Source organism: Streptomyces sp. LUP30 (genome assembly GCF_001746365.1).
Taxonomy (GTDB): domain Bacteria; phylum Actinomycetota; class Actinomycetes; order Streptomycetales; family Streptomycetaceae; genus Streptomyces.
This window is the reverse complement of record NZ_MJAJ01000003.1, coordinates 138,792-157,726: the sequence shown is the minus strand read 5'-3', so window position 1 is coordinate 157,726 and position 18,935 is coordinate 138,792. Positions and strand designations below refer to the sequence as shown.

At 71.6% G+C, this 18,935-nt stretch carries 18 protein-coding genes; 5 read left to right on the top strand and 13 right to left on the bottom strand.

Features of this window, described 5'->3' with window-relative positions; genetic code table 11:
* Positions 1–68: 68 nt before the first annotated feature.
* The 6 genes from BG482_RS04215 to BG482_RS04190 form a co-directional block, all read right to left on the bottom strand.
* Positions 69–785: a response regulator gene (locus tag BG482_RS04215; protein ID WP_069767479.1), complete on the bottom strand. Its 717-nt coding sequence runs from the start codon at positions 783–785 to the stop codon at positions 69–71.
* Complete coding sequence (locus BG482_RS04210; protein ID WP_069767478.1) at positions 779–3,376, bottom strand: sensor histidine kinase KdpD; 2,598 nt, start codon at positions 3,374–3,376, stop codon at positions 779–781. The genes BG482_RS04215 and BG482_RS04210 overlap by 7 nt, the downstream gene beginning before the upstream one ends.
* Positions 3,377–3,544: 168 nt before the next feature.
* Positions 3,545–4,723: an alginate lyase family protein gene (locus tag BG482_RS04205; protein ID WP_069767477.1), complete on the bottom strand. Its 1,179-nt coding sequence runs from the start codon at positions 4,721–4,723 to the stop codon at positions 3,545–3,547.
* A 221-nt stretch (positions 4,724–4,944) separates the two neighbouring features.
* Entirely contained in the window at positions 4,945–5,706 is a 762-nt protein-coding gene (locus BG482_RS04200; RefSeq protein WP_069767476.1) for a DUF3710 domain-containing protein, read from the bottom strand.
* 1 nt (position 5,707) lies between these two features.
* Positions 5,708–6,259, bottom strand: a complete 552-nt coding sequence (dut, locus tag BG482_RS04195; protein WP_069767475.1) for a dUTP diphosphatase — start codon at positions 6,257–6,259, stop codon at positions 5,708–5,710.
* Positions 6,256–6,840 carry a PaaI family thioesterase gene (locus tag BG482_RS04190; RefSeq protein ID WP_069767474.1) on the bottom strand — a complete coding sequence of 195 codons (585 nt, stop codon included), beginning with the start codon at positions 6,838–6,840 and terminating at the stop codon, positions 6,256–6,258. The genes dut and BG482_RS04190 overlap by 4 nt, the downstream gene beginning before the upstream one ends.
* Before the next feature lie 58 nt (positions 6,841–6,898).
* Between BG482_RS04190 and BG482_RS04185 the strand changes: the two genes are divergently transcribed.
* The gene (locus tag BG482_RS04185; RefSeq protein ID WP_069767473.1) at positions 6,899–7,363 is read left to right on the top strand and encodes a DUF3093 domain-containing protein; all 465 of its coding nucleotides are present in this window, start codon (positions 6,899–6,901) and stop codon (positions 7,361–7,363) included.
* A gap of 64 nt (positions 7,364–7,427) precedes the next feature.
* Here BG482_RS04185 and BG482_RS04180 read toward each other — a convergent pair whose 3' ends face one another.
* From BG482_RS04180 to BG482_RS04165, 4 genes are all read right to left on the bottom strand, one after another.
* The gene (locus BG482_RS04180; RefSeq protein ID WP_107450346.1) at positions 7,428–8,378 is read right to left on the bottom strand and encodes a hypothetical protein; all 951 of its coding nucleotides are present in this window, start codon (positions 8,376–8,378) and stop codon (positions 7,428–7,430) included.
* A 13-nt stretch (positions 8,379–8,391) separates the two neighbouring features.
* Positions 8,392–8,688, bottom strand: a complete 297-nt coding sequence (locus tag BG482_RS04175; RefSeq protein ID WP_003993510.1) for a DUF4193 domain-containing protein — start codon at positions 8,686–8,688, stop codon at positions 8,392–8,394.
* A gap of 396 nt (positions 8,689–9,084) precedes the next feature.
* Positions 9,085–10,326 carry a HAMP domain-containing sensor histidine kinase gene (locus tag BG482_RS04170; protein WP_069767471.1) on the bottom strand — a complete coding sequence of 414 codons (1,242 nt, stop codon included), beginning with the start codon at positions 10,324–10,326 and terminating at the stop codon, positions 9,085–9,087.
* A gap of 5 nt (positions 10,327–10,331) precedes the next feature.
* Positions 10,332–10,985 (bottom strand): response regulator transcription factor, encoded by a 654-nt coding sequence (locus BG482_RS04165; RefSeq protein ID WP_003993508.1) that lies wholly within the window; start codon positions 10,983–10,985, stop codon positions 10,332–10,334.
* A 414-nt stretch (positions 10,986–11,399) separates the two neighbouring features.
* On the opposite strand from BG482_RS04165, the gene BG482_RS43750 reads away from it, so the two are divergent.
* A complete protein-coding gene (locus tag BG482_RS43750; protein WP_167467697.1) occupies positions 11,400–11,573 on the top strand; it encodes a hypothetical protein in 174 nt (57 codons plus the stop codon).
* A gap of 83 nt (positions 11,574–11,656) precedes the next feature.
* On the opposite strand, the gene BG482_RS04160 is transcribed toward BG482_RS43750, so the two are convergent.
* Entirely contained in the window at positions 11,657–12,472 is an 816-nt protein-coding gene (locus tag BG482_RS04160; protein ID WP_069767470.1) for an inositol monophosphatase family protein, read from the bottom strand.
* Positions 12,469–13,608, bottom strand: coding sequence for a ferrochelatase (locus tag BG482_RS04155; RefSeq protein WP_069767469.1), 1,140 nt, complete (start codon positions 13,606–13,608; stop codon positions 12,469–12,471). The genes BG482_RS04160 and BG482_RS04155 overlap by 4 nt, the downstream gene beginning before the upstream one ends.
* 245 nt (positions 13,609–13,853) lie before the next feature.
* On the opposite strand from BG482_RS04155, the gene BG482_RS04150 reads away from it, so the two are divergent.
* From BG482_RS04150 to sepH, 3 genes are all read left to right on the top strand, one after another.
* Positions 13,854–15,092: an MFS transporter gene (locus BG482_RS04150; RefSeq protein WP_069767468.1), complete on the top strand. Its 1,239-nt coding sequence runs from the start codon at positions 13,854–13,856 to the stop codon at positions 15,090–15,092.
* Positions 15,052–16,371 carry a D-arabinono-1,4-lactone oxidase gene (locus tag BG482_RS04145; RefSeq protein ID WP_069767467.1) on the top strand — a complete coding sequence of 440 codons (1,320 nt, stop codon included), beginning with the start codon at positions 15,052–15,054 and terminating at the stop codon, positions 16,369–16,371. The genes BG482_RS04150 and BG482_RS04145 overlap by 41 nt, the downstream gene beginning before the upstream one ends.
* Positions 16,372–16,853: 482 nt before the next feature.
* Entirely contained in the window at positions 16,854–17,894 is a 1,041-nt protein-coding gene (gene sepH / locus BG482_RS04140; protein ID WP_069767466.1) for a septation protein SepH, read from the top strand.
* Positions 17,895–18,053: 159 nt separating this feature from the next.
* Here sepH and BG482_RS04135 read toward each other — a convergent pair whose 3' ends face one another.
* Positions 18,054–18,905 (bottom strand): sulfurtransferase, encoded by an 852-nt coding sequence (locus tag BG482_RS04135; protein WP_069767465.1) that lies wholly within the window; start codon positions 18,903–18,905, stop codon positions 18,054–18,056.
* Positions 18,906–18,935: the final 30 nt, after the last annotated feature.

The window sequence follows — 18,935 nt, the reverse complement described above, 5'->3', positions numbered from 1 at the left end:
GGGGCCGTTCCGGGGCCGTCCCAGGGCCGTGTCCGCGCCGCGTCGGCCTCCCGGCCCGGGGCCACCTCCTACCGCTCGAACCGGTACCCCATCCCGGGCTCCGTGACGAAGTGCCTCGGATGCGAGGGATCCGCCTCCAGCTTGCGTCTGAGCTGTGCCATGTACACCCGCAGATAGTTCGTCTCCGTCCCGTACGACGGCCCCCACACCTCCTGCAGCAGCTGCTTCTGGCCGACCAGGCGGCCGGAGTTGCGCACCAGCACCTCCAGCAGATGCCACTCGGTGGGCGTCAGCCGTACGTCCTTCCCGGCCCGGTTCACCTTCTTCGCGGCGAGGTCCACGGTGAACTCGTCGGTCTCCACGAGGACCTCGTCCTCGCCGCCGCCGGCGGGTTCGGCGCGGCGGACGGCGGCCCGCAGCCGGGCCAGCAGCTCGTCCATGCCGAACGGCTTGGTGACGTAGTCGTCGGCGCCCGCGTCCAGCGCCTCGACCTTCTCGTCGGAGGAGTGGCGGGCGGACAGCACCAGGATCGGCACCCTGGTCCAGCCGCGCAGCCCCTTGATGACCTCCACCCCGTCCATGTCCGGCAGCCCGAGGTCGAGGACGACGACGTCCGGGTGGCGGGCGGCGGCGAGCCGGAGGGCGGTGGCGCCGTCATGAGCGGCGTCGACGTCGTACTTGCGGGCCTTGAGGTTGATCACGAGGGCGCGCACGATCTGCGGCTCGTCGTCGATGACGAGCACCCTCGTGGGAGCCTGGGGTGTCCCCCCCGCCGGGCTCAGCATGAGGCCTGCCTTTCGGGTCTTGCGGGTTGCGGCTCGGGGTCCGGGCCGGCGGGTGGCTCGGCGTCCGGGCCGGGTTGCGGCTCGGCGAGTGGTCCGGCCGCGCGAAGGGTGAGGACCATGGTGAGTCCCCCGCCGGGGGTGTCCTCCGCGTCGAGGGTGCCGCCCATGGCCTCGGCGAAGCCGCGGGCGACCGCGAGGCCCAGCCCCACCCCGGCACCGCGCGGAGCGTCGCCGTACCGCTGGAAGGGGGCGAATATCCGCTCCTTGGCCTCGTCGGGGACGCCGGGCCCGCGGTCCACGACCCGCACCTCCACCCGGTCGGACAGGGCGCTCGCCGACACCAGCACGGGTGCGCCGCCCGGGCTGTACTTGACGGCGTTCTCCACCAGGTTGGCGACCGACCGCTCCAGGAGCCCGGCGTCCACGGCGACCATCGGCAGCGTCTCGGGGATGTCCAGCTCGACGCTCACCTGCGGGTCGGGCACCCCGCCGAGCGCCATCGGCACCACCTCGTCGAGGTCGGTCTCGCGGATGATCGGCGTGACCGTGCCCGTCTGGAGGCGGGACATGTCCAACAGGTTGCCCACCAGGTGGTCCAGACGGTCCGCGCCGTCCTCGATGCCTTCCAGGAGCGCTGCCCGGTCCTCCTCGGACCAGGCCACGTCGTCGGACCTGAGGCTCGAGACCGCGGCCTTGATCCCGGCCAGCGGCGTGCGCAGATCGTGGCTGACGGCGGCCAGCAGCGCCGTGCGGATGCGGTTGCCCTCGGCCAGCGTGCGCGCCTGGTCGGCCTCCTCCTGCAGACGCCGCCGGTCCAGCACGACGACGGCCTGCGCGGCGAACGCGGCCAGCACCCGCCGGTCCTCCGCGGGCAGCACCCGCCCGGTGAGCGCCAGCGCCGTGCGGTCGCCGACCGGCACCTCCACGTCCGCGTCGTCGGGCCGTTCGACCGGCGTCCCGAAGCCGACGTGGCCGGCCCGGGTCCACGGCTCGTGGTCGCCCGCCCGCTCCAGGAGCGCCGCCGACTCCATCCCGAAGGTCTCCCGCACCCGCTCCAGCAGCGCCTCCAGACTGGTCTCGCCCCGCAGGACGTTGCCCGCCAGGTAGGACAGGATCTCCGACTCGGCCCGCAGCCGGGCCGCCTGGTGGGTGCGCCGGGCGGCCAGGTCCACCACCGACGCCACCGAGATCCCCACACCGACGAAGATCACGATGGCGACGATGTTCTTCGGGTCGGCGATGGTCCAGCGGTGCAGGGGCGGTGTGTAGAAGTAGTTCAGCAGCAGCGAGCCCACGGCCGCCGAGGCCAGCGCGGGCAGCAGGCCGCCCAGCAGCGCGGCCGCCACCGTGAGGGCCAGGAACAGCAGCATGTCGTTGGCGAGACCGAGGTGGACGGTGCTCAGCAGCAGCGCCAGCAGCACCGGCCCGGCCACCCCGACCAGCCAGCCCCAGACGATCCGGGCCCGCCCGAGCCGGGCACCGCGGGCCACGGGCAGTCCACGCCCCTTTGCGGCCTCCTCGTGGGTGACGATGTGGACGTCGAGGTCGGCCCCGGACTCCCGGGCCACGGTCGCGCCGACCCCGGGGCCGAAGACGTACTGCCAGGCCTTGCGGCGCGAGGAGCCGAGCACGATCTGGGTGGCGTTGACCCCGCGGGCGAAGTCGAGCAACGCGGCCGGTATGTCGTCGCCGACCACGTGGTGGAAGGTGCCTCCGAGATCCTCCGCGAGGGTGCGCTGCACCGCCAGTTCCTTGGGCGAGGCCGAGGTGAGCCCGTCGCTGCGCGCTATGTACACGGCGAGCACCTCGCCGCCGGCGCCCTTCTCCGCGAGCCGCGCCGCCCGCCGGATGAGCGTGCGCCCCTCCGGGCCGCCGGTCAGCCCGACCACGATCCGCTCGCGCGAACCCCAGATCGCCGACACCCGGTGCTCGCTGCGGTACTGCTGCAGGTACTCGTCGACCCGGTCGGCGACCCACAGGAGGGCCAGTTCCCGCAGGGCCGTGAGGTTCCCGGGCCGGAAGTAGTTGGACAGGGCCGCGTCGACCTTGTCCGGCTTGTAGACGTTGCCGTGCGCCATCCGCCGGCGCAGGGCTTGCGGCGACATGTCCACCAGTTCGATCTCGTCGGCGCGCCGGACGAACTCGTCGGGCACCGTCTCCTGCTGGCGGACGCCCGTGATGAACTCGACGACGTCCCCCAGGGACTCCAGGTGCTGGATGTTGACCGTGGAGATCACGTCGACGCCGACGGCGAGCAGTTCCTCCACGTCCTGCCAGCGCTTGGCGTTGCGGGACCCCGGAGCATTGGTGTGGGCGAGTTCGTCCACCAGGGCGACCTTCGGAGCGCGGGTGAGGACGGCGTCCACGTCCATCTCGGTGAAGACGGCGCCCCGGTGGCGCAGCTCGCGGCGCGGGACCTCCTCCAGCCCGTGCAGCATCACCTCGGTGCGTGGGCGGCCGTGGTGCTCCACGAACGCGACCACGCAGTCCGTGCCCCGTTCCACCCGGCGATGGGCCTCGGACAGCATGGCGTACGTCTTGCCCACGCCCGGTGCGGCGCCGAGGTAGATCCGAAGCTTGCCGCGTGCCATGGCCTCATTGTCTTCCTGTCATTACTGCCTACGCAGCGTCGACCTTACGGCCAACCCTTCCGGGACGAGGGGCGAGCCGAGGGGCGGGGCGCGCCTTTGACGCAACCCTGACGCGTGACGGACAGCGGCGCCCCTCAGCCCTTCATCGGACGATCCCCCCGCATCGGTTCACGCGGGATTGTCCCCGTGGGTCAGCGTCTCCCAGGCGACGAAGAGGTTGTTGCTGCCGGCCGGACGGTTTCGCAGGGTCAGCGTCTGCGTGTTGCTCATCGCGATGCCCAGCCGGTTGTGCAGCGCGTTGTAGCCGACCTCCGTGACAGGACCTAGCCCCAGGTTCAGCGAGCCGCCGCACAGCCAGCCCGGGACGGCAGCGCCGAGCTGGTATCTGGCCTGGAAGCCGAGGGCCTGCCGCAGCCGCTCCCCCACATCGGTGCCGTACAGATCCTGGCCCTGGATCCGGCTGGTCTCGGCGACGTGCGAGATCGCGGAGATACCGTACCCGGTGTGGGTGAGATCCCGGCAGGTCTCCTGGGTCAGCCCGGTCACGAAGGTGCCCTGCCCCTGCCAGTAGGCGACGATCTTCTCCCGGGTGTTCAGGTTCTGGCCGGGCACGGTCTTCGGGAGCTCGCCGTCGGAGGCCAGGTAGACGTAGGCGGCGGTGCGGGCGCGGAACTTCGCCATGGCCTTGTCGTACGACGTCCTGTCCTCGAGGAAGACGGAGATGCCGATCGCCGCCTCCGTCATCGACAGCTCCCAGTTGCCGTTGGAGTTCGAGCCGTTGATCACCTCGGGCAGGTACACGTCGCGCAGCATGGCCGCGAAGCGGCCGGAGTTCGTCCAGCTCCCCGAGTACGTGTACTTGACGATCTCGGCGGCCCGCGGCCAGGTGGAGCCCGCCCAGCCGGTCTGCAGCGGGGCGTTGCTGTCGGTGTGGTCCTTGATGACGCCCGACCAGGCGTCCATCAGCGCGATGGCCTTCTTGGCGTACCGCTCGTCCCGCGTGACGTACCAGGCGAGGGCGTCGGTGTAGGCGGCGAGGGCGTCCTCGCGCTCGTCCGTGCAGCCGTGGTTCGGGTTGGAGTAGGACCCGCACTCGACTACGGCACGGGGTGCGGGGGTGCGATTCAGGTCGGCGTACTTGCTGGCCAGGAGTTGGTCGAAGGCTCCCTTCCACGGCTGGGCCGCGGCGTTGACCTTGTCCCGGACGAAGTCCAGTTGCGCCCGGGAGACGGCGACTCCGGGGTGGACGAAAGCGGTGGGAGCGGCTTGGGCCCGTGAGGCGTTCGGGGACGCCAGGGCGCCCACGACCAGCGAGGTGACGGTCACCAGGAATGCGGCTCGACGCACGAAGGCTCCGTTTCCCGTTCTCGTATGTGAACTCGGAGCGCCCTTATGAACTCGGGCGTTGAGCGGAGACCGTAGGTCCGGACCAATGGACCGTCAAGCCTTCACGCACGGAAAACCGGGAGGGCGGGGAGCATGCCGAAGGGCCGCACCCCGGTGAGGGATGCGGCCCTGTCAGCCGTGCGTTCTCCGCCGACGGATCGAGCGGTCGGCGCTTCAGCGGGTCAGCGGACCTCGGTGATCTCCGGTCCGCGCTGCAGCTGGCCCATGCCGCCGGAGAAGCGGGAGCTCTCGTCCTGCTGCACGCCCTCGGGCACCATCTGGGCGTCGTTCGGCAGCTTGAGGACGATCGGGTCGCGAGGCGCCATCGGGCCCTCGCCGCGCACCACGACCGTGTCCCGGAAAATCTGCTCCAGCAGACCCGCCGCCTGCGGCTGAACGGCGCCCTGACCCGAGATCACCCCGCGCAGGAACCAGCGCGGGCCGTCCACGCCGACGAACCGCACGACATGGAAGCCGCTCGTGCCGTCCGGCAGCTGCACCGGCACCTGGGCCCGCAGCTCCCAGCCCAGCGGGCCCTCGACCTCGTCGACGATGCCACCCTGCTGGGTGATGCCGGAGCCGATCTCCTCGCGCACCTCGCCCCAGATGCCCTCGCGCTTGGGAGCGGCGAAGGCCTGCAGCTGGATGGCGCTGTCGCGCAGCACGACCGTCGCGGCGACGATCGCGTCGCCGGCGACCTCGACGCGCAGCTCCATGCCGTCGACCCCGGGCACGAAGAGTCCGCCGAGGTCCACGCGGCCCTCGGCCGGGTCGCGTACCTCGGAGTCGTCCCAGGGCCCGTCGGGCCGCGGCTCCGGCTCGAGCCGCACGCGCTCGCGCACGCCCTCTACGTCGTCCGCCTCAGTGTCGACACTGTCGACGACCTGCTCGGCCTCGCCGGCCGCGTCCTCGGCGGCACCCTTCTTGTTGCGACGTCCGAACACGTCACTGTCCTTCCCGATCGGATACGACCGAAGCGTATCGATTCCCACCCGTCGCGCCGCCCTCGGCGGCCTGACCGCTTGTATCGCTTGCACCGCCCACAGCGGCATGCCCGCCGGTGGACCCGAAGCCCCCTGCGGCCCGCGCCGATTCGGGAAGCTCCGCCACCTCCTGGAAGCGGACCCTCTCGACCTGCTGGACGACCAGTTGGGCAATCCGGTCGAAGCGCTCGAACCGCACGGTCTCGTGCGGGTCGAGATTCACCACGATCACCTTGATCTCCCCACGGTACCCGGCATCAACCGTCCCCGGGGCATTCACGAGGGCGACGCCGCATCGGGCGGCCAGCCCCGAGCGCGGGTGCACGAAGGCCGCGTACCCCTCGGGCAGGGCGATCGACACCCCCGTGGGCAGTACGGCCCGCTCCCCCGGCGCCAGTTCCCGGCTCCGGGTGGTGCGCAGATCGGCCCCCGCGTCCCCGGGGTGCTCGTACGCCGGAAGCGGTACGTCGGGGTCGACGCGTCGGATCAGGACGTTCAGCGCGTCTCGGCTCACGGGTTCACCTCGAAGGCGCGGGCGCGCCTGATCCGGTCCGGGTCGCTCATCGCGGCCTGGATCTCCTCCTCGCGGCCGTGATGCACGAAGTGCTCGACCGCGACCTCCACGAAGAGCGCCTCGGCACGGACGGCCAGGGGCCCGTCGGGGCCGCCGATCCGGCCGGTGGCACTCGAGTAGATCTTGCGGCGGGCCACCGCCGTCACCTCGGCCGCCAGGTGCAGCGTCGCACCGACGGGGACGGGCCGCAGGAAGTCGGTCTCGAGCCGTCCGGTGACCGCGATCGTCCGCAGCAGCCAGTTCAGCGAGCCGAGGGTCTCGTCGAGAGCCGCCGCCAGGATCCCGCCGTGCGCGAGACCGGGCGCTCCCTGGTGAGCGGGCTGCACGGTGAACTCGGCGGTGACGCTCACCCCCTCGCCGGCCCGCGTCTCCAGGTGCAGCCCGTGGACCTGACCGCCGCCGCATCCGAAACAGTGTTCGTAGTGGGCGCCGAGAAGCTCACCGGGTGCGGGAGCGTCGGGGTGACGCGCGGGTTTCACGGCGTCGGCCGGAGGCTCGAGAGCTGCGGAAGTACCACTCACAGCCGCAGACCTTACCCGCGCGTCCGCGATATCCGGACACCGTGCCAAGCTTGGCTCCATGCAGCTTTCCGCCGCCCCTTACGAAGAACGCCTCACCGCCCCGCGCTCGTGGTGGTTCGTCTCGTTCCTCGTGGGCGTCTCCATGGCCCTGATCATGTTGCCCTTCGGCACCCTGCCGTTGCTCGGCGGCCTGGTCGGCGGCACCGCTGTCGCGGCCGTCGTGGCCAGCTCCTACGGCTCGCTGCGCATCCGGATCGTGGGCGACTCCCTCATCGCGGGCGAGGCGAAGATCCCGGTCGCCGCCCTGGGAGAGACGCAGATCCTGGACGCGGAGGAGGCGCGCGCCTGGCGCACCCACAAGGCCGACACCCGCGCCTTCCTGCTGCTGCGCTCCTACATCCCCACGGCCCTGAAGGTGGAGGTCACCGACCCGGACGACCCCACGCCGTACCTGTATCTGTCGACGCGGGAGCCGGAGCGCCTGGCGCAGGCCCTGGCGGCGGCGCGGGAAACGACGGCGTAAACCGGGAACACCCCTGACCGGGAGAACCCCGGTCGCCGTCGGCGACCCGGGCAGCCCTCGGACGTCAGTGCCCGGGCTCACCGGGGAATCCGGGGATGTCCCCCATGGTCAGCGGGTCCGCGGGTTTCTCCAGCGCCGGGAGTTCCCGCAGTTCGTCCCAGGGCACCTGCATCTTGCGCAGATCGGCCCGGACCTTCGCGGCGACCCGTCTGGTGTCCCGCCGGTTCATGACCGCGCCGACGACGGCGCCCACCATGAAGGGCATCAGGTTCGGCAGGTCGCGGACCATGCGCTTCATGATCTGCTGGCGCAGCTCGCGCTTCATCTGACCGCCGAGGGCCGAGTTGATCGAGGACGGCTTCAGCACGTCGACCCCGCGTTCGCCCGACCACGAGCGCAGATACGCGGTGCTGCGGTCCTTGAGGTTGCCCGCCGGCCGCACGCCGTAGACCTCGTGCAGTTCGGCGATCAGTTTGAGTTCGATCGCCGCGACCCCGGTGATCTCCGCGGCCAGTTCGGTCGGCATCGCGGGCGGCACGGGCAGCATCGCCGCCGCGCCGATGCCCGCGCCGACGGTGGACGTCGCGTTCGCCGCGCCCGCCACGAGTTTGTCGGCGATCTCCTCCGGCCCCAGACCCGGGAACTGCCGGCGAAGCGTCTGAAGGTCCCGTACGGGGACCCGGGGGGCGAGGTCGATGATCCGGTCGGCCAGGTGCCCGAGGGCCGCCCTGGCCCGGTTGCCGCCCTTCCGGGCGCCTTCCCGGGCCAGGCCCGTGGCCTTGTCCCGGATGACCGCCGCCCTCCGCCTTGCGACGGGGGCGGCGCTCTGCGCCGGCGCCGGGTGGTCACTCCGGTCCGCCGCGGGTTCGAGCGAGGCAGATCCCGCCGGGACTGCTCCCGTACCGGATGAGCCTCGCTCGTCGTCACGCACGCCGTGAGGGCCGTCGAGCGACGGCCCTTTGTCCGTTCCCCGCAGGGGGAAGCGGCGCTTCCGAGGAGGGGTCGAGCCAGTCACGGCCGACCCCGCCTCAGTCGCAGTCGCGGCAGATCGGCTGGCCGTTCTTCTCCCGGGCCAGCTGGCTGCGGTGGTGCACCAGGAAGCAGCTCATGCAAGTGAACTCGTCCTGCTGCTTCGGCAGCACCCGGACGGCCAGTTCCTCGTTCGAGAGGTCTGCGCCGGGCAGTTCGAGACCTTCGGCGGCCTCGAATTCGTCGACATCGACTGCGGAGGCGGACTTGTCGTTCCGCCTGGCCTTCAGCTCTTCAAGGCTGTCTGAGTCGACGTCGTCGTCGGTCTTGCGTGGGGTGTCGTAATCGGTAGCCATTTCGCCTCTCCCCCTCTGGGTGTCTGCGGTGTCTCCAGCGCACGTAACGCGTGAGAGGCCGGACTTGTGCCCGCCTCGAGGCGGAGATTTTGCCTCACATCAAGGTCTGTTACTCAATCGACACCCAACCGAACTCCTCACGAGTGATCGGCTTGGATGGCGATCGGGACCGTACACGGTCCGATTGCCGCACTTCAAAGGCGCCTCACCGTGTACTTCCCGTGATCAGGACCCCCGAAAACCCGGATTTTCCGGGCTTTACACGGACAGTCATGATCACGGAGAGTAGATGGCCGGAAATTCGCCCCTGTGATCGATCACACACGGAGAGAACTGTCGTAAGCCCAGAAAATTCCGCGCAAAGCGAACATCCCCGCGTGTGTCGGCGACATGATCTCAGACAGGGAACGTGACTCGCATCACGAGCCCACCCCCCTCGCGCGGCTGGGCCACGATATGGCCGCCGTGCGCCCGGGCCACGGACCGCACGATGGACAGACCGAGCCCGACCCCCTTGTCGCTGCCCGTCCGCTCCGTACGCAGCCGACGGAACGGTTCAAACAGATTGTCGATCTCGTACGCCGGCACGACCGGGCCGGTGTTCGACACGACCAGAACCGCCTGGCCGTGCCGGACGTCGGTGGTCACCTCGACCCAGCCGTCCTCGGGCACGTTGTACCGCACGGCATTCTGCACGAGATTCAGCGCGATCCTCTCCAAAAGGACGCCGTTGCCCTGAACGATCGCGGATTTCTGCTCCCCGCGGATCACCACGCCCTTGGCCGTCGCCTCTCCGTGCACCTGGTCGACCGCCTGCTCGGCGACCTCCGCGAGATCCACCGGCTTGCGCTCCACGATCTGGTTGTCGCTGCGGGCGAGCAGCAGCAGGCCCTCCACGAGCTGCTCGCTGCGTTCGTTGGTCGCCAGCAGCGTCTTGCCCAGCTGCTGCAGCTCCACCGGCGCTCCCGGATCGGAGAGGTGCACTTCCAGCAGGGTGCGGTTGATCGCCAGCGGTGTTCTCAGCTCGTGCGAGGCGTTGCCCACGAAACGCTGCTGAGCGGTGAACGCGCGCTGCAGGCGCTCCAGCATGTCGTCGAAGGTGTCGGCCAGCTCCTTGAGCTCGTCGTCCGGGCCGTCCAGCTCGATACGACGGGACAGGTCCGAGCCCGCCACCGCGCGCGCGGTGCGGGTGATCCTGCCGAGCGGGGACAGCACGCGGCCGGCCATGGCGTAGCCGAACGCGAAGGCGATGATCGCGAGGCCCAGGAGGGCGAGCAGGGAGCGGCTCAGCAGATCGTCGAGAGCGTGCTGGCGCTGGATGGCGTCGCACTGCTTAAGCACCGAGTTGATGTCTTCCTCGGGCGCGGAGTTCACGGCGGGACAGCTCAGGCTGCTGACCTTGAGGTTGAGTCCGCGAATCTGCAGGGCCTGGCCGCCGCCGCCCTCGTGCAAGGCCTGCGCCGCCAGCAGGTAGATGATCGACAGCAGCATGATGCCGGCGATCAGGAACATGCCGCCGTACAGCAGGGTCAGCCGTATGCGGATGGTCGGGCGGAGCCACGGGAAGGGCAGCTGCGGGCTGCGGGGGTCCCAGGTGGGCTTGGGGGGCGCCTGGGGCGGCGCGGGTGTCGATGCCACGGCGGTCAGATCCGGTAACCCGAACCGGGGACGGTGACGATCACCGGCGGTTCGCCCAGCTTGCGGCGGAGCGTCATCACGGTCACCCGCACGACGTTGGTGAACGGGTCTGTGTTCTCGTCCCACGCCTTCTCCAGGAGCTGTTCCGCGGAGACCACCGCGCCCTCGCTGCGCATCAGCACCTCCAGGACGGCGAACTCCTTGGGCGCGAGCTGCACCTCCTTGCCGTCGCGGAAGACCTCGCGGCGGTTCGGGTCGAGCTTGATGCCGGCCCGCTCCAGGACGGGCGGAAGCGGCACGCTGGTGCGCCGGCCGAGCGCACGCACGCGTGCGATCAGCTCACTGAAGGCGAAGGGCTTGGGGAGGTAGTCGTCGGCGCCGATCTCCAGGCCCTCGACCCGGTCGCTGACGTCGCCGGAGGCCGTGAGCATCAGCACGCGCGTGGGCATGCCGAGTTCGACGATCTTGCGGCAGACGTCGTCGCCGTGCACCAGGGGGAGGTCGCGGTCGAGGACGACCACGTCGTAGTCGTTGACTCCGATGCGCTCCAGGGCGGCCGCACCGTCGTACACGACGTCGACGGCCATGGCCTCCCGGCGCAGTCCGGTGGCCACCGCATCGGCGAGCAGCTGCTCGTCCTCGACGACGAGTACGCGCACGTCGCAGTCCTTCCTGTGTCCACCCGCGTAGCGTCCGTGGACGCACGCGGGTGGGGGTCTCGGTGAGTGTTGCGTCCATCCTGCCCTTTTCGGCCATAAGTCGGCGGTAAGACGGGTGGGCGGTACATGAAGGGCGGGTGTGAGGCCCGGGAATGCGAGATTTTCTCGTCCGGTTGAGGTTTCCGCGGAAGGGAGCGAGGGGAGGACGGCTTTACACCCCGCGATCACGCTCTGCATGTGCCGCTGCACCATGTGGCACTCCGCGGTCCGCTTGCCGCAGAGCGGGCGTGGGTGTCCGGCACCGTCGCCGCCCGGCAGGGCAGCGCTGGGCACCTGTGAGAGACGTGATCGCCCCTTCCCAACCCGGCACACCCCCGTGCCATCGACCCACGACCCAGGACGAGGGGGCGCAGCATGGACGCATTCACCGCAGGACTTCTGCAGCGCATAAGGGCGACGGAGACCGACCTGACGCGGGCTCGCGACGAGGGCGACGACTTCCTCGTCGAGGTGGAGCAGGCCGAGCTCGACGACCTGCGTCGCCTCGCCGCCGAGCACGGTGTGGAGGTCGGCGCGACGAGCGTCTAGCGGTAGGCGCGTACGCGAAGGGGCCCCGGCGAATCCAGCGCCGGGGCCCCTTCGCGTGTCCGCGCGACGGCGGCTCGGCCTGCTCAGTCGTGCCAGGCCCCGAAGTCCTCCAGCAGGCGCTGGAGGGGCTCGAAGACGCCCGGGGTGGCGGCGATCGCGAGATCCCGTCCGGGGCGCTCTGCGGGCCGTCCACCGGTCAGCGCGCCCGCTTCCCGGGCGATCAGGTCGCCCGCGGCGAGGTCCCAGGCGTGCAGTCCGCGCTCGTAGTAGCCGTCGAGCCTGCCGACGGCCACGTCGCACAGGTCGACGGCGGCCGAGCCGCTGCGCCGGATGTCCCTCAGCAGCGGGATCAGCCGCTGCGCGACGTCCGCCTGGTGGGAGCGGACCTCGGTGACGTAGTTGAAGCCGGTCGAGACCAGGGCCTGGTCGAGGGGTGCCGTCGGACGGCAGGCCAGGACGCGTTCCCCGTCCCAGGCGCCGGTTCCCCGGGCGCCGCCGCCGCGCACGGCGTGGAACGTCTCCCCGCGCATGGGGATTTCGACGACGCCGACCACGGCCTCGCCGTCCTGTTCGGCCGCGATGGAGACGGCCCACGTGGGCAGCCCGTAGAGGTAGTTGACCGTGCCGTCGAGGGGGTCGATCACCCAGCGGACGCCGCTGCTGCCCTCGCTGGAGGCGCCCTCCTCGCCGAGGAAGCCGTCGTCAGGGCGACGCTCGGCGATCAGACCGGTGATCAGTTTCTCGGCCGCGATGTCCATCTCGGTCACGACGTCGATGGGGCTGGACTTGGTGGCGGCGACCGCGAGGTCGGCCGGGCGGCCGTCGCGCAGCAGCTCACCGGCGCGGCGGGCGGCCTCCCGCGCGAGCGCGAGCAGTTCCGTGTGCAGGTGGTCCGTCACGCCGTTCCTCCCGCGTAGGGGCTGTCGGCGCCCGCGGCGGCGGGCCTGGGCGCGCGGGCGGGGCAGCAGCCGACCGGGCACAGGTGGTGGCTCGGCCCGAGCGCTCCGAGGGCGCACGGGGTGGCCGCCAGGCCGCTCTCCACCGCGGCGCGCTCCAGCACGAGCTCGCGGACCGCGGCGGCGAAGCGGGGGTCGGCTCCGACGGTGGCGGAACGGCGCATCGGCAGGCCCAGCTCGCGCGCCTTCGCCTCGGCCTCCGTGTCGAGGTCGTAGAGGACCTCCATGTGGTCGGAGACGAAGCCGATGGGTGCGACGACGACCGCCGGGACTCCGGCCGCGTGCCGCTCCTCCAGGTGGTCGCAGATGTCCGGCTCCAGCCAGGGGATGTGCGGGGCGCCGGAGCGGGACTGGTAGACGAGCTGCCACGGGTGGTCCACGCCGGTGCGCTCGCGCACGGCGTCGGCGACCAGCCGCGCGGTCTCCAGGTGCTGCTTCACGTACGCGCCGCCGTCGCCGTGGTCCTCGACCGGGCCGGAGGCGTCCGCGGCCGCGATCGGGATGGAGTGGGTCGAGAAGGCCAGGTGCGCGCCGTCGCGGACGTCCTCGGGGAGGTCGGCCAGCGACCGCAGCACGCCGTCGATCATGGGCTCCAGGAAGCCGGGGTGGTTGAAGTAGTGCCGCAGTTTGTCGACCCGGGGCGGTTCGAGGCCCTCGGCCTCCAGCGCGGCCAGCGAGTCGGCGAGGTTCTCGCGGTACTGGCGGCAGCCGGAGTAGGAGGCGTAGGCGCTGGTGGCGAGGACGAGGACGTGGCGGCGGCCGTCGGCGACCATCTCGCGCAGGGTGTCCGTGAGGTACGGGGCCCAGTTGCGGTTGCCCCAGTAGACCGGCAGGTCCAGGCCGTGTTCGGCGAAGTCCTTGCGCAGGGCGTCCAGCAGGGCGCGGTTCTGGTCGTTGATGGGGCTGACTCCGCCGAACAGGAAGTAGTGCTGCCCCACTTCCTTGAGGCGTTCCTTGGGGATGCCGCGCCCGCGGGTCACGTTCTCCAGGAACGGGACCACGTCGTCCGGGCCTTCCGGGCCGCCGAACGAGAGCAGGAGCAGGGCGTCGTAGGGGGTGGCATCGAGCGCGTCTGGCATGAGTCGATCCTGCCACCCGACTCCGACAGCCCGGAAACGAACGGGGGCCGGGCGTGCCCCGGGCGCGAGCCCGGCGCGCCAGGGTGCGTTAGGGTTGCCTAAGTTCGATCGTCAGCTGTATGAGCTGTATTCACGCCTTACCGGTTCTGCCGGGCCGGTGCACCCCGCCGAGTCCTGCCGAGCCGCCTTCCCTCGCGCCGCGCCGAGCCGTCACGCGCGCGTGAGCCGGACCACCGGAGAACCCAGTGCCCAGCCCGTACCGCGCTCTGTTCGCAGCCCCCGGCTCCAAGGGGTTCTCCGCCGCGGGATTCCTCGGCCGGATGCCGCTGTCGATGATGGGCATCGGCGTGGTCACGATGGTCTCCCAGCTCACCGGCCGTTACGGGCTCGCGGGCGCGCTGTCGGCGACCATCGCGCTGGCGGCCGCGGCCCTCGGTCCGCAGATCTCGCGCATGGTGGACCTGCACGGGCAGCGCCGGGTGCTGCGCCCCGCGACGCTGGTCGCGCTGGCGGCCGCGGCCGGGCTGCTGCTGGCCTCGCACTTCGCGTGGCCGGACTGGGTGCTCTTCGTGTGCGCCGTCGGCATCGGCGCGGTGCCCAGCCTCGGTGCCATGGTCCGGGCCCGCTGGGCGGCCGTGTACCGGGGCACCCCGAAGCTGCACACCGCGTACTCCTTCGAGTCCGTGGTGGACGAGGTGTGCTTCATCTTCGGGCCGATCATCTCCATCGGACTGTCCACGGTGTGGTTCCCGGAGGCCGGGCCGCTGCTGGCGGCCTGCTTCCTCGCCGTCGGCGTCTTCTGGCTGACCGCCCAGCGGGCCACCGAGCCCGAGCCCCATCCGCGCGGGCAGCGCGACAAGGGCTCGGCGCTCCGCTCGCCGGGGCTGCAGGTCCTGGTGTCGACCTTCGTGGCGACCGGAGCGATCTTCGGGGCGGTCGACGTGGTCACCGTGGCCTTCGCCGACGAGCGCGGTCACAAGGGCGCGGCGAGCGTGGTCCTGGCGCTGTACGCGGCCGGTTCCTGTCTGGCGGGGCTCGTGTTCGGTCTGCTGCGGCTCAAGGGGGCGCCGGAACGCCGCTGGCTGCTGGGCGTGTTCATGATGGGCGTGAGTATGATCCCCCTCCTACTGGTCGGAAACTTGCCGTTCCTGGCCGTGGCGCTGTTCGTGGCGGGCCTGGCCATCGCTCCAACGATGATCACCACCATGTCCCTCATCGAACAGCACGTACCGCGCGCGCAACTGACCGAGGGCATGACCTGGATTAGCACCGGGCTCGCGGTCGGGGTCGCGCTCGGCTCCTCCGTCGCCGGCTGGGTCATCGACGCGGCCGGGGCGCGGGCCGGGTACGGGGTTCCGGCGGTGTCCGGAGCCGTCGCGGTCGCGGTCGGTTTCCTGGGCTACCGCCGGCTGAGCAGGCCGGCTCCGGGTCGGGGAGGCACCGTTGAGCAGCACAGCGAGCGCGAAGAACGGCACGTGGCGTAACTGGGGCGGCAACGTCGTCGCGCGCCCCGCGCGGGAGGTCACGCCCGCCTCCGTCGACGAGCTGGCCGAGGCGGTGCGCCGGGCCGCGGAGGACGGTCTGAAGGTGAAGGCGGTCGGCACCGGCCACTCCTTCACGTCGATCGCGGCGACCGACGGGGTCTTGATCCGCCCTCAACTCTTGACCGGCATTCGCAAGATCGACCGCGACAACATGACCGTCACGGTCGAGGCCGGAACGCCGCTCAAGAGACTCAACCTGGCCCTGGCGCGCGAGGGTCTGTCGCTCACGAACATGGGCGACATCATGGAGCAGACGGTCTCCGGAGCCACCAGCACCGGCACCCACGGCACCGGCCGCGAGTCCGCGTCCATCGCCGCCCAGATCAAGGGCCTCGAACTCGTCACCGCGGACGGCTCGGTGCTCGTCTGCTCCGAGAAGGAGAACCCCGAGGTCTTCGCGGCCGCCCGGATCGGCCTGGGCGCCCTCGGTGTCGTCACCGCCCTCACCTTCGCCGTGGAGCCCGTGTTCCTGCTCACCGCGCGCGAGGAGCCGATGCCCTTCGACAAGGTCCTCGCCGAGTTCGACGAGCTGTGGGCCGAGAACGAGCACTTCGAGTTCTACTGGTTCCCGCACACCGGCAGCACCAACACCAAGCGCAACAACCGCAGCGCCGGCCCGGCCGAGCCGGTGAGCCGGGTCGCGGGCTGGATCGAGGACGAGTTCCTCTCCAACGGCGTCTTCCAGGCCGCCCAATGGGTCGGCCGGGCGGTGCCCGGCACGATCCCGGCGATCGCCCGGCTCTCCAGCAAGGCCCTGTCGGCGCGCACCTACACCGACATCCCCTACAAGGTGTTCACCTCGCCGCGCCGGGTGCGGTTCGTGGAGATGGAGTACGCGGTCCCGCGCGAGGCGGTGACCGAGACGCTGCGCGAGCTGAGGACGATGGTCGACCGTTCGGGGCTGCGGATCAGCTTCCCCGTCGAGGTGCGCACCGCTCCCGCCGACGACATCACCCTGTCCACCGCCTCCGGCCGCGACAGCGCGTACATCGCCGTCCACATGGTCAAGGGGACGGCCTATCAGGGGTACTTCACCGCGGCGGAGCGCATTTTCACCGCGCACGAGGGCCGTCCGCACTGGGGAAAGGTGCACACGCGGGACGCGGAGTACTTCGCCGGCGTCTATCCGCGCTTCGAGGAGTTCACTGCGCTGCGGGACCGGCTGGACCCCGATCGCCTGTTCCAGAACGACTACCTGCGGAGGGTCCTGGGCGCGTGACGGGCCGCGCGGGCGCGCCGGACGGCAGGGCCCTCGCCCCCGTCGCGCGGCCCGAACCATGGCGTCTCCGGCCCGACCGGAACCATCGGCAGCTTTTCCGGAGGCGCGCGGAGTGTGCCACGGCCAAGATCGGGAAGGCTCGTGACGGAGGGCCAGAACGCCTCTCTTGCCAGAAGTTGGGTGGCGCGCCAATCCACGCACGTGGCCCAAATGGAGTACTGTTGCGAGCCCTGGGCCCGGTCTCCCACCAGGACGTCCGGGGCCTCGCTGGACCGCCTGGAGGGGACTAGTTGCACAGGGTGACGGTGTTGGTCACTTAGCGTGGCGAATAGGTAACCGTGCCATAACGGCGACGCAGGGCCTGTGCCCGACACGCCGGGCAACTCGGCAAGGTTGTGGCAGGCTGCACCCGGGCAGGCCACACTCGACTAGCGGAAGCAGCGACGCACGTGACGTCGGCAGGCACCACCCGGGAGGTCCCCATGCCCGAACTGCGTGTCGTGGCCGTCTCGAATGACGGCACACGGCTGGTGCTGAAGGCTGCGGACAGCACGGAGTACACGCTTCCGATCGATGAGCGTCTGCGCGCCGCCGTACGCGGCGACCGTCCGCGCCTCGGCCAGATCGAGATCGAGGTGGAGAGCCATCTCCGCCCCCGCGACATCCAGGCGCGTATACGTGCCGGCGCGACAGCCGAAGAAGTCGCGCAGATGGCCGGCATCCCCGTCGACCGCGTGCGCCGATTCGAGGGTCCCGTGCTGGCCGAGCGCGCCTTCATGGCCGAGCGCGCCCGCAAGACCCCGGTCCGTCGGCCCGGCGAGAACGCCGGTCCGCAGCTCGGCGAGGCCGTCCAGGAACGGCTGCTGGTCCGCGGGGCCGAAAAGGACACCGTCCAGTGGGACTCGTGGCGCCGCGACGACGGCACCTGGGAGGTCCTGCTGGTCTACCTGGTCGCGGGCGAACCGCACTCGGCGAGCTGGACGTACGACCCGCCCCGGCGGCTCGTCCAGGCCGTCGACGACGAGGCGCGCTCGCTCATCGGGGAGTCCGACGACCTGGCCGCCCCCGAGCCCAGCTTTCCGTTCGTCCCGCGCATCGCCCGGCTGCCCCGCGACCGCCCGCTGGACCGCACGCTCGACCGGCCGAGCCTGCCGGCCCCGCCGTCCGAACCGGACGAGGAGAGTGCCGGCGAGCGCGAACGCGACTCGCTGACCAGCCTGTTGGAGGCGGTGCCGAGCTTCCGCGGCGACATGGTCGTCCCGGAGCGCCCGACGACGGAGCCCGCCACGGAGGACCCCGACGAGCAGGAGGTCGTCGCCGAGGAGCCCCCGGCGCCCGCCGCCTCCGCCGGTTCCGCGTACGCGGACGTCCTCATGCCGCGTTCCGTCGGCAGTCACCGGGATCGTCTGGTCGGCGCCACCGACCGTCAGGCCGAGGCGGACGGCGTCCGTCCCGGTCGCCGGGCCGCGGTGCCGAGCTGGGACGAGATCGTGTTCGGCACCCGACGGAAGAAGCAGGAGTGAGCGGCCCCCGGGGCGGCAACTCCCCCGGGGCGCGCGCCGGTTCGCGCGTTCCTGCGTAAGCGCGAAGGGCCGCGCCCTGCCGGGGTGCGGCCCTTTTCCCGGGCCCGCCCTCCACCCGTCCGTGCAACGGGTCGGGTGGGGCGGGTCAGGTGCGACGGGTCACTGGGGGTCGGGGCCCACGGCGACCGGCCGGGCCGGGTCCGCGGACCACTCCGACCAGGATCCGACGTACAGCGCCGCCGGGATCCCCGCCACCGCCAGGGCCAGCACCTCGTGAGCACCGGAGACGCCCGAGCCGCAGTACACGCCCACCTCGACGCCGTCCGCCGCCCCCAGCGCCTTGAAGCGGCCCCCCAGCTCCTCCGCGGGCAGGAAACGGCCGTCCGGAGCGACGTTGTCGCTGGTGGGTGCGGACACCGCGCCCGGGATGTGCCCGCCGACCCGGTCGATCGGCTCGACGTCGCCCCGGTACCGCTCCCCCGCGCGGGCGTCGAACAACACGCCGGAGCGGGCGAGGCTCGCCGCGCCGTCCGCGTCGAGCAGACCCGTGGCGCCCGGCGCCGGCGCGAAGTCGCCCTCCCCGCGCGCGGGGACGTCGACCGAGAGTCCGCCCCGCCACGACGGCAACCCCCCGTCGAGGACTCGCACGTCCGGGTGACCCGTCCAGCGCAGCAGCCACCACGCGCGTGCCGCCGCCCAGCCCTGCCCGCCGTCGTACACGACCACCGGCGTGCCGGCCGACACGCCCGCCCGGCGCATGGCGGCGCCGAACTCCGCGAGGTCCGGCAGCGGGTGCCGGCCGCGGTCACCGGCCGGTCCCGCCAGTTCCTTGTCCAGGTCCACGTAGACCGCGCCGGGCACGTGCCCGGCCTCGTACGCGGCCCGGCCGTCGAACGGCGGCTCCCCGGCCGCCTTCGCCACGCTGAGCTGCCAGCGGACGTCGAGGACCACGGGCGGTCTGTCCCCGGCCAGCTCGCCGGCCAGTTCCGATGCGGTGATGATGGCGTTCATGTCCCCCATCCTCGCGTACGGGGTGGCCCC